Raw genomic sequence first — 14,951 nt, 5'->3', positions numbered from 1 at the left:
TCAAGCGAGCGGCACGAAGGCCTCTTTCAGCGCGCGCGAGGCCTTGAACTCGCCCGCCTCGCGGAAGGTATCGAGAATGACCTGCTGGCTCGCCACCAGCCCGGCATCGATCGGCGTACGCCGCCTGCTGTTGAGCTTCACCGTCGCCTCGGCAATCGGCAGTGGCAGCCCGGTTTCGCTCGCAAGGATGCGCGCATAATCGTCAACGTGATCGTTTGACCAATCCAGCGCCCGCGCCTCGCGTGCCAGGAAATCGGCAAGGATCGCCCGCTTGTCGCGGATCGCCCCGGCGCTCGCCACGTCGAAGCCCACCCCTTGCGAAAAGTCGCGGCCATCCACCGCGATGCGCGCGCCTTCGGCCAGCGCGGCGGCGGTATAGGGCACCCAGGTCGACCATGCGTCGATCGCCCCCGTCTGCAACGCCGCCTTGGAATCGCTGGGGGTGAGCCAGGTGATCTTTACCGCATCGGCTGGCAGTCGCGCCGCCGCCAGCGCGCGCAGCACCAGATAGTGCCCGATGCTGCCGCGCGTGGTCGCCACGCGCTTGCCCACCAGATCGCGGATCGAATGCGCGCGCGAATGGCCATTGACCACCACGGCCAGCGCGCCCGCACCCCGGCTGTCCGACTTCATCGCCGCGACCACCCGCGCCGGGCTGCCGCTCTGGAAGGCGAACTGGAATGGGGCATCGCCCACCAGCCCCACGTCCACCGCGTCGCTGGCCAGCGCTTCCAGCAGGTTCTGCGCGGCGGGAAAGTCCGACCACTCGATGGCATAAGGCACGCCTTCCAGCGCGCCCGAAGCCAGCATCAGCGCCTTGGTGCCGCCCTTTTGGCTGCCTACGCGCAACGTCTTGGCGCCTCCCCCGCCCCGGCCGCACGCGGCCAGGGCGAAGAAGGCGCCGGACGTCAGGATGGCTTGACGTCGGGACAGCATGGTCAGAGATCGCCCCACAGCGGTTCGTCCGCGATCAGGATGCGATGCAGCTCGCGCGGGAAATTGCCGTAGTTGCGCACCGCGTAGTGTACCGCCGCGCGGTTGTCCCAGAACGCCACCGAGTTCTTGCGCCAGCTGAAGCGCACCTGCAATTCGGGCCGCTTGTACTGGCGCAGGATCTCGTCGAGCAGCGCCTTGCTCTCCGCCAGCTCCAGTCCCAGGATCTGCGGCTGCTGCGAGAAGTTCACCCACAGGATCTTCTGCCCGGTTTCGCGGTGCGTGCGCACGATCGGGTGCGCCACGATCGGATATTCATGGCCCACAGCCTTCAGCGCGCCGATGAAGTTGTGCGTCACGTGCAGCCCTTCGAGCCGCGCCTTCAGGTCATCCGACAACGCCTCATAGGCAAGGTTGGCATCGACCCAGATCGTATCGCCACCCACCTCCGGCAGCGTGATGTCGCGCAGCACCGCACCCCAGGTCGGCACCAGGCGCCAGCTGGTGTCGGTGTGATAGGCATCGCCAGAATCCAGCACCGCCTTGAAGCGCTCGCCATATTCGCGATCGTCGGCGGCCGCGATCGAATGGACCGGCGACAGGTTGTCCTGCCGCTTGGTGGTCGGGTGGGTGTAGAGCGGGCCGAACTGCCCGGCGAAGGCCGCGTGCTGCTCGTTGGTCAGCGGCTGGTCGCGAAAGAAGATCACCTTGTACTTCAGCACCGCCGCGCGGATCGCGGCGCGCTGGGCGTCGTTGATCGGCTGCGAAATGTCGATGCCATGGACTTCAGCACCAATGGTCGGCTGGAGCGGGCGAATGTCGAGGCCGGTGATGGCGGTGTCGATTGCGGTGGTAGCCATGGGGGTAAGCTCCTCTCCTCAGGCCGCGTCGCGTTGCAGGCGAGCGGCGGTGTTGCGGTTCACGGGAACGTCGAGGCCAAGCGTCTCGCGGAAGGTCCCGCCGGGGTAGTCGGTCTTGTAGATCCCGCGCTGCTGCAGGATCGGCACGACGTGGTCGACGAACAGGTCGAGCTGGCCCGGCAGGCTCTCGAACAGGTTGAAGCCGTCCGACCCGCGTTCGTTCAGCCAGGTCTCGAAGCGGTCGGCGATCTGCTCGGGCGTGCCGACGAAGTTTCCGCGCGGCGTGGCATGGCGCAGCGCGATCTCGCGCAGGGTCAGGCCCTGATCGGCCAGCGCCAGCACGCGGTTGGACTGGCTCTGGTTCGACTTGTACCCTTCGGCGGCAACTTCGCGCGGGAACGAGCCATCGGGGTCATAGACGCTGAAGTTGTGATCGTTGAACCCGCGCCCCAGCGAACGCAGCGCGTTCTCCAGATTGCCGAGGTCGGCCAATTCACGGTACTTCGCCTCGGCTTCTTCCTCGGTCGATCCGATCACGGGCCGCGCGCCGGGCACGATGAGCAGCTGCTCTGGATCGCGCCCGAAGCCCTTCGCTCGCGCCTTCAAGTCGGCATAGAACGCTTGGCCCTCAGCCAGATCGTCGGAATGGGTGAAAATCGCCTCGGCGTGCTTTGCGGCGAAATTGCGCCCGTCCTCAGACGATCCAGCCTGGAAAATGACCGGCTGGCCCTGCGCGCTGCGCGAGATGTTCAGCGGTCCCTTCACCTTCAGGAACTCGCCCTTGTGGTTCAGCTCGTGCAGCTTGTCGGCATCGAGGAATTGTCCGGTCTCCTTGTTCCGGACCAGCGCGTCGTCCTCCCAGCTGTCCCATAGCCCCTTGACCACATCGAGGTATTCCTCGGCCAAGCGGTAGCGCACGTCATGGGCAAGGTGTTCGTCCTTACCATAGTTGGCCGCGCTGCCTTCCAGCCAGCTCGTCACCACGTTCCACCCCGCACGCCCGCCGCTGATGTGGTCGAGCGAGGCGAACTGGCGGGCAAGGTTGTACGGTTCGATGTACGAAACCGTCGCCGTTCCGACGAGGCCGATGCGCTCGGTCACCGCCGCCAGTGCCGACAGGATGGTCAGCGGTTCGAAGCGGTTGAGGTAGTGCGGGCTGGAGCGCGCGTTGATCGAAACGCTGTCAGCCACGAACAGGTAGTCGAACTTGCCGCGCTCGGCGGTCTGCGCCTGCCGCTTGTAGAACGCGAGGCTGGTGCTGGCATCGACTTGCGCATCGGGATGGCGCCAATCGTCCCAGCCGGGGCCGACGCCGTGAAGAATGAAGCCGAGCCGCAGCTGGCGCTTGCTGGTCATGGGTACCTCCTGATTTCCGATGCCGAAAAGGTGCACCCGGCCTGCCGTCCCAGCCATCGCGGAAGGCTGATAGCAGTTCGAGAAATCCTCAAGCCGCACCGTACGGGCGTACGAAAAAGGGGCCGGCGCCGCGCGGCGACCGGCCCAAGTTCAGGGATCAAAACCGCAGCTACGCAGCTCGTCCTACGGCTGCGGACGTTCGAGGACAGTGGCCATGACGTGCGCTCCCCTCAGCTCGCCAGCGCGACCGGGCGGGCATCGCGCTCTGCCACCCTGGCCTTGACCAGCGGCAGGAGGTGCTCGCCATAGGCGATGGCATCGGCCAGCGGATCGAAGCCACGGATTAGGAAGTGGTCGATGCCGATGTCGTAGTATTCGAGCATCCCTTCCGCGACCTGCTCGGGCGTGCCGACAAGCCCGGTGGAGTTGCCCTGCGCGCCGGTCAGCGCGGCAACGCCCGTCCACAGGCGACCGTCGCGGCGGTTGGTGCTGGCGGTTTCGAGCAGGCGCAGCGACCCGGCATTGGCGGGGCGGTGGCCGCTGACCGGAAGCCCGGCGGCCTCGCGCGCGGCGCGGACCTGATCCTCGATCTCGGCCGCCTTCTTCCACGCGGCTTCCTCGGTATCGGCGATCACCGGGCGCAGCGACAGCGAAAAGCCGGGCGAGCGACCATAGCGCGCCGCCGACTGGCGGACCTGCCGCAACGAATCTCCCACCTGCTCCAGCGTTTCGCCCCACAGCGCGTAGACGTCGGCATGGCGTCCGGCGACGTCGATCGCCTCGGGCGAGGAGCCGCCGAAGAACACCGGCAGATTGTCCGGCTTGATCGCGCTGAAGCCCTGGCGCACTTCGTAGAAGCGGCCCTTGTGGTCGAACGGGCGCGCCGCCGACCATTCCTGCTTCACGATGTCGAGGTATTCGTTGGTACGGGCGTAGCGCTGCGCCTTGTCCGGGCCGACATCGCCATCGCGCGCCATTTCCTCGTCAGCGCCGCCGGTGATGATATGCACGGCCACGCGCCCGCCCGACAGCTGGTCGAGCGTGGCGAGCTGGCGCGCGGCCAGCGTCGGCTGGGTAAAGCCAGGACGATGCGCGACGAGGAAGCCGAGCGTGTCGGTAATCGCGGCAGCGTGCGCGGCGACGATCTGGCTTTCGGGCGTGTTCGATCCGAACGGGATCAGCACGCGGTCGAACCCGCCCTTTTCCTGCGCGCGGGCGGCGGCATCGACATAATCACGATCGAGGATGCGGCTGCGCTGGCCGGCGTGGATTTCGGACGTGTTGTTGAAGCCGATATAACCGATGAACTTGACGGGCATGGGAAACCCTTTCTTGAAGCCGTTGAAATCAGATGACGAAAAAGCCGTGGGTGCCATCGCGGCGGAGCTGTTCGACAAGGCCGAATTCCCAGTCGAGATAGGCCTGCATCGCGGCGGCGGCATTGTCGGTACCCTCGTAGGGGCGCTTGTAGCGGCCCTCCGGTCCGCGTGGGCTCGGAGCGCCATCGCCGCCGGCTTCGAGCGCGACGCCTTGCTGCCATTCGACGACGAAGACCTCCCAACCCAATTGCGCGAGCCACGAGGCGGTCATGTCGGCACGCGGACCGAGGTCGTCGGCCAGTACGATCCGAGCGCCGCGAACGGGCGCGAAGTGGTCGGTTTCCTGCACCAGCTGGCCGCCCTGCGCGTTGCGGAAACCTGGCAAGTGGCCGCCCGCGAAGTCTTCGGGCAGGCGCACATCGTAGAGGTACAGCGTGCGCGCCTTGTCCTGCCGCAGATGGGCCAGTTCCGCCCAGTTGATGCGGCGCACGCCCGCTCGATAGGCCACCTCGCGCGCCTTCTCGCGCGCGTCGTCGGCGATCGTGCCGTCGGGCGACGGAGCCCGGCGCTGTTGGCCGGTTTCGAGCGACTGCCCGGCCAGCGTCCAGCCGATGGTGCCGTTGCGCAACGCGAAGACGCGGTTGGGAAGGCCTGCGTTGACCAGCGACTGCGCGCCGATGATCGAGCGGGTGCGCCCGGCGCAGTTGACGATGATCGTGGTGTCGGGATCGGGCGCGACGGCGCGGGCGCGCAGCACCAGTTCGGCGCCGGGCGTGCTGACCCCGCCGGGAATGCTCATGGTCGCGTATTCGTCGAAACGACGCGCGTCGAGGATCGCGATGTCCGCCTTCTCGTCGATCAGGGCCTGCACGTCGTGGGCAGGCAGCGAGGGCGTATGACGGCGGTGTTCGACCAGTTCTCCGAAGGCCTTGGAGTAGCTGTTGACGTCCTCGAACAGCTCATAGCCCGCTCCGCGCCAGCCCGAAAGTCCGCCTTCGAGCGCATCGGCATCGGTGAAGCCGAGCGCGCGCAACTGGTCCAGCGCAGGCGCCACGAGTCCTTCGCCGTTGTCGTAGACCACCACGCGGGTATCGGGGCGCGGGATGCGCCAACGCGCTTCGGCCTCGATCCGGCGCAGCGGGATCTGCGCGGCGAACAAGGGATGGCCGAGCGCGAAATCCGCTTCCTCGCGCAAGTCGATCAGCGCGATCTCCTCGCGCGCCAGCAGCGCCTTGCGGATGTCTTCAGGCAGAACCGTCATGACCGCACTGACCTGTCCCACAGGTTGGGCAAGGTGGTGTTGGCATAGCCCGAGACGAAGCGCTTGGCGGTGCCATCGAGCGCGTACGTCGCGCGCTCGATGGCGCCGATGTTGCCGCCATAGACGTGGATCGAGATCGACGGGTGCCGGTCCTCAGCGTTGGAAACGCGATGGATGTCGCCGATCCGCGGGCTCACCGCCTCGACTTCGCCTTCGTGAAGGACATCGGTCGCGATCTGGCGCAGGGTGCCGTCGGGATTACGCACGAAGCGTTCCGACCGCTCGCTGCCGCGCAGCACGCCGACAAGGCCCCAGGTGCGGTGATCGTGAATCGGCGTGCCCTGCCCCGGCCCCCAGACGAACGAGACCACGCTGAAGCGTTCGCGGGCGTCGCAGTGGAGCAGGTACTGGCGGTAGCGATCGGGATCGGGCTGCGCGTAGGCATCGGGCAGCCAGTCGTCCTGCGAGACGAGGCGCGACAGCAGCTTCGCGCCGGTCTCAAGCAGGCCCTTCTCGTCACGCGTGGCGTCGATCAGTTCGGCGAGGCTGGTGACGAAGCCGCGCAGGCGGGCAAGGCCCACGCCCGGCAGGACCGGCGATGGAGAAACGAGTGCGCTCACTGGGCACCTCCTGCGGGGAACGGGATCACCGCGTCGTTGCGGACCGAGCCTTCAAGGATCTGGAGGAACTTCTCCCGATAAGGTCGCGCCAGCTCCCCGCGTTCCCCGCGCGGGATGGCGATGCGATCCTGCGCGCAGATGCGCCCTTCGTCGAGAACAAGGATGCGATCGGCCAGCGCGACGGCCTCGTCCACGTCGTGCGTGACCATCAGGACCGCGGGCTTATGCGCGCGCCACAGGTCGAGCACGAGGCGGTGCATCCTGATCCGGGTCAACGCATCGAGCGCGGCGAAGGGTTCATCGAGCAACAGCAGCTTGGGTTCGCGCACCAGCGCGCGGGCCAAGGCAACGCGCTGCGCCTCGCCGCCCGAGAGGGTTAGCGGCCAGGCGTCGATGCGATGGTCGAGCCCGACTTCCTCGAGCGCGGCGACCGCGCGGGCCTTGACGTCCTTGCCTTTGAGGCCGAGCGCGACGTTCCGCCAGACCTTCTTCCACGGTAGCAGGCGGGCATCCTGGAACACGACCGCGCGCGAAGCGGGCACAGTCACGTCCTGCCCTTCGGTGCTGTCGAGACCCGCCAGTGTGCGCAGCAGCGTCGTCTTGCCCGAGCCAGAACGGCCCAGCAGCGCGACGAATTCTCCCGGCGCGATGTCGAGGTTGAGATCGGCAAGGATGGTGTTGTCACCGAAGCGGCGCGTGAAATGGCGCAGGCGCACCACCGGCGGCTCTGCCTCGGCAGCCGGCACCGACGGTTTGTTCAGGAGGTTAAGGCGGGCGTCCATCGTGGTTCTCCGCGTGAGAGGGATCAGGCTTTCACCAGGCTGGGGCGCCATACGAGGGCGCGATTTTCGATCGTGCGGACCAGCCAGTCGGCGGCAAGACCCAGCACGGCGTAGACGATCAGGCAGACGACGATGACATCGGTGCGCATGAAGTCGCGGGCGTTGTTGATGAGGTAGCCAAGACCCGCCGAGGCGTTGATCTGTTCGGCCACGACCAGCACCAGGATCGCGATCGACAGCGAATAGCGCAGGCCGACCAGCAGTGAGGGCAGCGCGCCGGGCAGGATGACGTGCCACACCTGCTCGGCACGGCTGAGGCCAAAACTGCGCGCGCCTTCGAGCAGGCGCAGGTCGACGCCGCGAATGCCGCTGTAGAGGTTGAGGTAGACCGGGAACATCGAGGCGAAGGCGATCAGCGCGATCTTGGGGGTTTCGCCGATGCCGAACCAGACAATGAACAGCGGCGTCAGCGCGAGTGTCGGGATCGTACGCTTGATCTGCATCAGCGGATCGACCGCCGCCTCGCCTTTGCGCGAGAGCCCTGCGATCAGCGCGAAGACCACGCCGAAGGTCACGCCGATGGCAAGGCCGGTCAGCACGCGACCGAAGGAGACCGCGAGGTTGCTTGGCAATTCGCCTGAGACCAGCATCCCGAACAATGTGCCCGCAACAGCCGAGGGGGCAGCCAGCGTGCGTTCGGGAATGAGCCCGAGGCGCGAACCGGCTTCCCATGCCGCCAGCAAGGCGAGCGGGCTGAACCAGCGGCTGTTAACGAGTTTGTTGATGAAAGACATGCACGGAACACTCGAGGGGATGGCTTTCAACAAACTCCGCTCAAAACTCTACCAAGACAATTGAGATTTAAGCCACGGCTATCAGAATCCCTCATAGTGAGCCAAATTTCAGCGTGTTAGGACGACGAGCCGTGCGGGCGGCGCGGCAAGCCGGCAATCAACCCTTGCTTTGTCGATCAGAACCTCTACTATTTTGATTGATAAAGTGACGCCGCCTAAATGCGGTGCATCGAGACCGCCCGGCGGACCACCGCAGCGGCCCCATCCCCGCTCCTCGAATTCCAAGGCCCCCCGCCATGCCGGTCAATCTGCCGACCAATCTCCTGCGCTCGTTCGTCGCGATCGTCGATACGGGCTCGATGCTCAACGCGTCGGAAAAGGTCTTCGTCACCCAGTCGGCACTGAGCCTCCAGATCAAGCGGCTGGAGGACCTGCTGCAACAGACGCTGTTCCACCGCGATGGCCGCCGCCTGACGCTGACGTCGGCAGGCGAGCTGATGCTGGACTACGCACGCAAGGTGCTGACACTGCACGACGAGGCCGTGGCCGCCGTCACCGCCGGGCAGTTCGCGGGCCCCGCACGGATCGGGATGGTGCAGGACTTTGCCGAGATGCTGTTGTCGGGCCTGCTGGCGCAGTTTGCCGAACTGCACCCCGACGCGCAGATCTATTCGCGCATCGCTGGCACGGCGGAACTGATCGGTCTGCTGGAGCGGCGCCAGCTCGACATCGTGCTGGGCTTTGCCGCGCCCAACGATCCGGCGGCGGTGACGCACGCGCCGATGGCCTGGTACGGCGATCCGGCGCTGGCCGCGCGCGAAACGATCCCGCTGGCCGTGCTGGAACAGCCCTGCCGCTTTCGCGAGGCGGCGATCCGCGCGCTGGAGGATTCCGGGCGTCGGTTTCGGATCACGGTCGAAACGCCCAACCTGACGACGCTGCGCGCGGGGGTGCAGGCGGGCCTTGGCATTACCTGCCGCACGCACCTGTTCCTGCGGGATGCGCCGATCCAGGATGCGGGTCTGCCCGACCTGCCTTCGATATCGTGCGTGCTGCAGACCGCAAATGCACTGGATTCGGCGACGCAGCGGCTGGCCGAACTGACCCGCGAGACCCTGGCGGGGCTGGCACAGGCGGCCTGAGGCGCGGCGGTTCTATCAGCAACACTCAAGCGCCTGCGCTCGCTTCTCGTTTTCCCCGCGCCGGACGCGGGCCTAGCTCCGTGAATCCCGACCAAGCGAAAGGATCACGACGATGAGCACGAGAAGCCTTGCAGCCCAGTTCGCCGAGCTTCAGGCCGAACGCGAACGGAGCTGGCCGAAGGAACAGCTGGAGAAAAACGCGGCGCAGCGGCGCGTGCTGGTCGAACGGTTTGATCCCGCGCGCAGGCCCGGCGCAGGCGATCAGCTGGCCCCGTTCACGCTGGTGGATGCCGACGGCCGGGCCGTGTCGAGCGAGACGCTGCTCGCGCATGGTCCGGCAGTGCTGGTGTTCTTCCGCTTCGGCGGGTGCCCGGCGTGCAACATCGCCCTGCCTTATTACAACGAGACGCTGGAACCGGTGCTGTCGGCGGCGGGCATTCCACTGCTGGCTGTCAGCGCCCAAGTTCCGGTCGACAAGGGCCCGACCGAGCGGCACGGCCTGCGCTTCCCCACGTTCTCCGATCCCGACTATGCGCTGGGCCGCACGCTGGGGCTGACCTTCCTGCCCGAAGACCAGCCGGCGGTGCAGCCGGGCCAGCCATGGATCGGCGCAACGCTGGGCACGCAAAGCTACGAAATCACCGAACCGGCGGTGGTAATCCTCGAAAGTGACCACACCATTCGCTACATCGACGCGAGCCCGGACTGGCTGGTGCGGACCGAGGCGGAGACCGTGCTGGCGCAGCTGCCGGAGGTGGCCGCAACCGTGTCCTGACCTCAGTCGAAGCAGTCGGCGGCTTCGATGCTCACGCTAGGCTGGGTCTGGCGCACGCGGCTGCACGCGGGCACGGACCGCGTCAGCCAGACGTTGCCGCCGATCACCGAGCCGCGCCCGATGGTGATGCGGCCGAGGATGGTCGCCCCGGCGTAGATCGTCACATCGTCCTCGATGATCGGGTGGCGGGGTTCGTTGACGAGGTGGCCTTCCGCGTCGGTGGTGAAGCTGCGCGCCCCGAGTGTGACCGCCTGGTAGATGCGCACGCGGTTGCCGATGATGGCGGTCTGGCCGATGACGACGCCGGTGCCGTGGTCGATAAAGAAGCTTTCGCCGATTTGCGCGCCGGGGTGGATGTCGATCCCGGTGCGCGAATGCGCGATCTCGGCGATCAGGCGCGCGACCAGCGGCGCGCCGAGCGTGTAGAGTTCGTGCGCGATGCGGTGGTGGATCACGGCGGTGACGAAGGGATAGCACAGCAGCACTTCATCGACGCTGCGCGCTGCGGGATCGCCCGCATAGGCCGCTTCGAGATCGGTATCGATCATGCGGCGGATTTCAGGCAGGCGGCGCGCCAGCTCCTCGACGATGGCCTTGACCGCGCGTTCGATCGCTTCGGACCCGCGTTCATGGCGGCTGTAGTGCAGTTCCATCCGCACTTGCGCGGCGAGCAGCGGGAGTGCGGTCTGCAGGCTGGCGCAGACGAACTCGTCCTCGCTTTCAAGGTGCAGGTCGGGGGGCCCGAGCCGCAGCGGGAACAGCGCGGCCGACATCACGTCGATGACGCGCGACATCGCCTGGCGTGAAGGAAAGCCCAGCGCCCCGAATTCGGCGTGGCGATCCTGCCCGCCGCGCCAGTCGTCGCGGACCTGCCGCAGACCGGCGATCACCGGCTCCAGATCAAAGGGTGGCGGACTTTCCGCCTCGCAAGCCTGACCCATACAATTCCCCATAACGAGGCGCGTGCCATGCACGGATTTGCGCAAATGTCGCTTGAGGAATTGCGATAGGTTGTCAAGTGAAACTTAATAAGCAGCCAGTGCTTATGCGTTGGGCTGTTCCGCCAATAGCGAGAGGCGCAGTTCGCGCTTGAGGATCTTGCCGCTGGCGTTGCGCGGCAGGGTTTCGACGAAGATCACGCGCTTGGGCACCTTGAAGCTCGACAGCAGCGCGGCGCAGTGGGCGAGGATGTCGGAGGCGTCGGGGGCGTGGCCTTCGCGTGCGACGACGATGGCGGTCACCGCTTCGATCCAGCGCGGATCGGGCAGGCCGATCACCGCGACTTCGCTGACGGCAGGGTGCTGGTAGAGCGCTTCTTCCACTTCGCGGCTGGCGACGTTTTCGCCGCCGGACTTGATCATGTCCTTCTTGCGGTCGATCACGGTGATGTACCCATCGGCGTCGATCGTGCCGAGGTCGCCGCTGTGGAACCAGCCGCCCGCGAAGGCATCGGCGGTGCGTTCGGGATCGTTCCAGTAGCCGGTCAGGAGCTGGGGCGAGCGGTGGACGATCTCGCCGATCTCGCCCGGCGCGACCGGGTTCATCGCATCATCGACGATGCGGGTTTCGACATGGAGAGTCGGGCGTCCTGCCGAGCCGAGGCGGGTAGCGTGTTCTTCGGGGAACAGAACGGTGGCGACCGGCGCGATCTCGGTCTGGCCGTAGAGGTTCCACAGACGCAGCTGCGGCAGGCGCGCGCGCAGTTCGCGCAGCACTTCGACCGGCATGATCGAGGCGCCGTAATAGCCCTTTTCCAGCGCGGAGAGGTCGGACGCGGCCATTTCGGGCGCGCGCAGCAGCGAAATCCACACCGTGGGCGGGGCAAAGAACGAGGTGATGCGGTGCTGGGTCAGCAGGCGCAAAATGTTGTCCGCCGACGGGGTGCCGGTGATGATATTGCGCGCGCCGACGTGGAGCGCGGGGCCGATGTGGCAATCGAGCTGCGCGCAGTGGAACAGCGGCATGGCGTGGAGCGCCACCGTATCGGGCGTCCATTCGCAGTCGATGATGCAGCTCTGGTATTCCCACAGGACCGCGTTGTGCGAGAGCATCGCGCCCTTGGGGCGGGATTCTGTGCCGCTGGTGTAGACGATCTGGAGCATGTCCTCGCCGCCACGCTCTTCCTGCGGCAGCGGTTCGTCGTGGATCAGCATCTGCCATGAAGGAACGCCGGCAGGCGGCGGGACGTTTTCACCGTCGATGCCGAAGAGGTGTTCGACGCTGGCCCCGCGCGCGGCGTGGGCAACCTCGATCGTGGTCGCATCGGCAAACAGGACGCGCGCGCCCGCGTGGTCGAGGATGAAGCGCACGTCCTCTGCATTGAGCATGAAGTTGATCGGCACCAGAACCGCGTCGGCACGCGCGATGGCAAAGCGCAGCGCGATGAAGGCGTGGCTGTTGCGCGCAAGGATGGCGACGCGGTCCCCTGCCACGATGCCGAGCGCGCGCAGGCCCGAGGCGAGCCGGTCGATCTCGGCCACGAATTCGGCGTAGGTCCACGAAACATCGCCGCAGATGATGGCGGTCCTGCTCGCGTGCCGTTCGGCCACCCGGCGCAGCATTCCCGAGAGCGATTGCGAACGGGCGCGGGCGATGGTCGTTTCGAGGGTCATCGGTAGCTTTCGGTGTTGCGGTCAGGCTTGCGATGAAAAGAGCGGAAGGACGCGTTCAGGGCAAGCCCCGACGCGTCCTTCCGCAAGGGTGGAACGGTTACTTCCAGCGCACCTTGAGCGAGACGCCATAGGTGGCGGGCTGGCCGGTGGCCTGGGTGATGATGTCGTTGTAGGAAATCACGTTCTGGACGTGGAAGGTGTTGAACACGTTCTTGCCCCATACCGACAGGCTCAGCTTGTCGCCGGGGAAATCGTAGCCCAGCCGCGCATCGACCAGCGCATAGCCGTCGATCTTGAACGGCACGCGGCGGGTCCAGCGGTTGACGCCGTTGTCGGGGATGGCCAGCGTGCTGCCGCCGACATAGGCATCGACGCTGGTGCGGTAATTGACGCCTGCGCCCATGAACACAGCACCGCCCGCTGCCGTGGGCACGCGGTAGTCGATATCGCCCACCAGCGTCCATTCGGGCGCGAACGGCAGGCGGCTTCCGGCAAAGTCCTTGTACGCGCCGAACACGGTGAAGCCTGCGTATTCATCGACCTTGGTCTTGAGGTAGCTGGCCGAGCCGGTGAGCGTGAGGCCATCGACCGGGCGGATGACAAGATCGGCCTCGACCCCGAAGATGTGCGACTTGGGCACGTTGTCGAGCCGCTGCAGCAGGCCGAACAGCAGCGTGGGCACTGTGCCCTGGATCTGCTTGTCGCGGTAATCCTGATAGAACACCGCGCCGCTGAGCGAAACCTTGCCATTGGCAAGCTTCGTCTTGAGGCCCGCTTCGTAGGACGTCACCGATTCCTGCTTCGCGGGCTTCAGCTGGTCCTGCACCGAGGCGGTGATGACCGGGAAGCTGCCTGCCTTGTACCCGCGCGAGACGTTGGCGTAGACCAGCGTGTCGGACGTGACCTTGTAGTCGATACCGGCCCGCCAGGAGACGTTGTCTTCATCGAGCGTGCTGTAGAACACGTCGCCCGGCAGGTTCTTCGCGTTAAGCGTGTAGCAATCACCCGGACCAAGCGGCACCAGCTTGCCACCCAGCAGCGTGCCCAGCAGTTCCAGCAGTTCCGACCCGTTGCGATCGGCCGCCGGGTCGTAGTTGCACATCGCGTTGCGGTTCTTGGACTTGGTGTAGCGCACCGCGCCCTTGAGCGTGAGCTGGTCGGTGAGGTCATATTCGGCGTTGGCGAAGGCTGCCCACGATTCCATGCGGCCCTTGTTGTCGACGGCGCTGATGTGGATGAAATTGGTGCCCGCGCTGCTCAGCGAGTTGTCGCCGTAGGTGATGTCCTGGTATTCATCGACCGTGCTGTGGTTGTAGTTGGCCCCCAGCGTCCAGCGGAATTGCCCACCCGACGAGGCGTTCGACAGGCGCAGTTCCTGGCTGAAATCGGAAATGCGGCCATCGTCGCGCGGGTTGTCGACGAGTTCGTACGGCGTGCCGTCGAGATCGAACGACATCTTCTGCGTCAGGCGGTTGTAGGTGCTGATCGAGGTGAGCGCGATGGTATCGGTCACGTCAAGGTCGGCGCGCAGGAAGGCCTGGAACAGCTTGCGATCCCCGCGCGGGGTGGCGGCATCGGTGGCCGATTGTTGCGCGTTGGCGGGGCGACCGTGGATCGACCAGCTCGCCGCGCGCAGATCGCGCGGGGTGAGCACGGCGTTCAGTTCCTCGAAGCTGGGCGCGGCGGGGTTGGATGGCAACGAGGCGACGATCTGGAGCGCCTGCGGCTGCGAATGGTCGATCGAGCCGTTGACGTTGAGTTCGAACTTCAGCCGGTCGGTCGGCTTCCACACCGTGACGAGGCGCGCGGCGATGTAGTTCTGCTCGCCATTGCGGCCCGTGCCGAGGAAATTGTACTGCCAGGCGTCGCGGTGCGTGCCATCGACGGCAAGGCGCATGCCCAGCGTGTCGCTGACCGGGCCGCTGATGTAGGCGGTGCCGTGGACTTCGTTGAAGCGGCCATAGTCGATGTTGAACCCGGCTTCTAGATCCTTGCCCGGCTTGGCCGCGATGTAGTTTATCGCGCCGCCGGTGGAGTTCTGGCCGAACAGCGTGCCCTGCGGACCTTTCAGCACTTCGACGCGTTCGAGGTCGAACATCGAATGACCGGCCAGCACCGGGAACGGCATCGGCGCCTGGTCGATCGAGACGCTGACCGCCGGATAGACCCCGAGCGCGTCGGCGTTGTAGCCGATGCCGCGCAGGGTGAAGACCGGGGTACCGTGGGTGGACGGGGCCAGCGCCATGCCGGGGATCGAAGCCGCAAGCTGTTCGGGCTTCACGATGTTGCGGTTTTCCAGCATCGTGTTGTCGAAGGCGGCGATGCTGGCGCCGACCTTGCTGATGCTTTCGTTGCGCTTGTTGGCGGTGACGATGATCTCGCCGGGGGTGGCGGCGGCGTCCTCATTGTCGGCGGCAAAGGCCGGGGCCGCATGGGCCGCAAGGACAAGCGCGGTGGACGCGGCCAGCGCGGCGCGCAGAACGGATTTCATGGTCCC

13 protein-coding genes are annotated in these 14,951 nt (G+C 66.3%); 2 read left to right on the top strand and 11 right to left on the bottom strand.

Annotation, left to right across the window (positions count from 1 at the left end; genetic code table 11):
• From K3A84_RS00600 to K3A84_RS00565, 8 genes are all read right to left on the bottom strand, one after another.
• Positions 1–849, bottom strand: coding sequence for an ABC transporter substrate-binding protein (locus tag K3A84_RS00600; RefSeq protein WP_225007125.1), 849 nt, complete (start codon positions 847–849; stop codon positions 1–3).
• An 89-nt stretch (positions 850–938) separates the two neighbouring features.
• The gene (locus K3A84_RS00595) at positions 939–1,793 is read right to left on the bottom strand and encodes a TauD/TfdA dioxygenase family protein (protein ID WP_225007124.1); all 855 of its coding nucleotides are present in this window, start codon (positions 1,791–1,793) and stop codon (positions 939–941) included.
• A gap of 18 nt (positions 1,794–1,811) precedes the next feature.
• Positions 1,812–3,149, bottom strand: a complete 1,338-nt coding sequence (locus K3A84_RS00590) for an LLM class flavin-dependent oxidoreductase (protein ID WP_225007123.1) — start codon at positions 3,147–3,149, stop codon at positions 1,812–1,814.
• Positions 3,150–3,379: 230 nt separating this feature from the next.
• Positions 3,380–4,468 carry an LLM class flavin-dependent oxidoreductase gene (locus tag K3A84_RS00585; RefSeq protein ID WP_225007122.1) on the bottom strand — a complete coding sequence of 363 codons (1,089 nt, stop codon included), beginning with the start codon at positions 4,466–4,468 and terminating at the stop codon, positions 3,380–3,382.
• 28 nt (positions 4,469–4,496) lie between these two features.
• Complete coding sequence (locus K3A84_RS00580; RefSeq protein WP_225007121.1) at positions 4,497–5,729, bottom strand: rhodanese-like domain-containing protein; 1,233 nt, start codon at positions 5,727–5,729, stop codon at positions 4,497–4,499.
• A complete protein-coding gene (locus K3A84_RS00575) occupies positions 5,726–6,349 on the bottom strand; it encodes a cysteine dioxygenase family protein (protein WP_225007120.1) in 624 nt (207 codons plus the stop codon). Before K3A84_RS00575 ends, K3A84_RS00580 begins: the two co-directional genes overlap by 4 nt.
• Positions 6,346–7,131: an ABC transporter ATP-binding protein gene (locus K3A84_RS00570; RefSeq protein ID WP_225007119.1), complete on the bottom strand. Its 786-nt coding sequence runs from the start codon at positions 7,129–7,131 to the stop codon at positions 6,346–6,348. The genes K3A84_RS00575 and K3A84_RS00570 overlap by 4 nt, the downstream gene beginning before the upstream one ends.
• Before the next feature lie 23 nt (positions 7,132–7,154).
• Complete coding sequence (locus K3A84_RS00565) at positions 7,155–7,925, bottom strand: ABC transporter permease (protein WP_225007118.1); 771 nt, start codon at positions 7,923–7,925, stop codon at positions 7,155–7,157.
• A gap of 296 nt (positions 7,926–8,221) precedes the next feature.
• Between K3A84_RS00565 and K3A84_RS00560 the strand changes: the two genes are divergently transcribed.
• Both K3A84_RS00560 and K3A84_RS00555 read left to right on the top strand, forming a co-directional pair.
• Positions 8,222–9,067 (top strand): LysR substrate-binding domain-containing protein, encoded by an 846-nt coding sequence (locus K3A84_RS00560; RefSeq protein ID WP_225007117.1) that lies wholly within the window; start codon positions 8,222–8,224, stop codon positions 9,065–9,067.
• Between the two features lie 112 nt (positions 9,068–9,179).
• Entirely contained in the window at positions 9,180–9,842 is a 663-nt protein-coding gene (locus K3A84_RS00555) for a peroxiredoxin-like family protein (RefSeq protein ID WP_225007116.1), read from the top strand.
• A gap of 2 nt (positions 9,843–9,844) precedes the next feature.
• Here the strand turns inward: K3A84_RS00555 and epsC are convergent, their stop codons facing one another.
• From epsC to K3A84_RS00540, 3 genes are all read right to left on the bottom strand, one after another.
• On the bottom strand, positions 9,845–10,783 hold the full coding sequence (epsC, locus tag K3A84_RS00550; protein ID WP_225007115.1) for a serine O-acetyltransferase EpsC: 939 nt from the start codon (positions 10,781–10,783) through the stop codon (positions 9,845–9,847).
• 102 nt (positions 10,784–10,885) lie between these two features.
• Positions 10,886–12,454 carry a fatty acyl-CoA synthetase gene (locus K3A84_RS00545; protein WP_225007114.1) on the bottom strand — a complete coding sequence of 523 codons (1,569 nt, stop codon included), beginning with the start codon at positions 12,452–12,454 and terminating at the stop codon, positions 10,886–10,888.
• A 97-nt stretch (positions 12,455–12,551) separates the two neighbouring features.
• Positions 12,552–14,945, bottom strand: coding sequence for a TonB-dependent receptor (locus tag K3A84_RS00540; protein WP_225007113.1), 2,394 nt, complete (start codon positions 14,943–14,945; stop codon positions 12,552–12,554).
• Between the last annotated feature and the right edge of the window lie 6 nt (positions 14,946–14,951).

Source organism: Novosphingobium percolationis, from assembly GCF_020179425.1.
In the GTDB taxonomy this organism is placed as follows: domain Bacteria; phylum Pseudomonadota; class Alphaproteobacteria; order Sphingomonadales; family Sphingomonadaceae; genus Novosphingobium; species Novosphingobium percolationis.
Note: the sequence above shows the minus strand (reverse complement) of the source record. Positions and strands in the feature narration are given on the sequence as shown.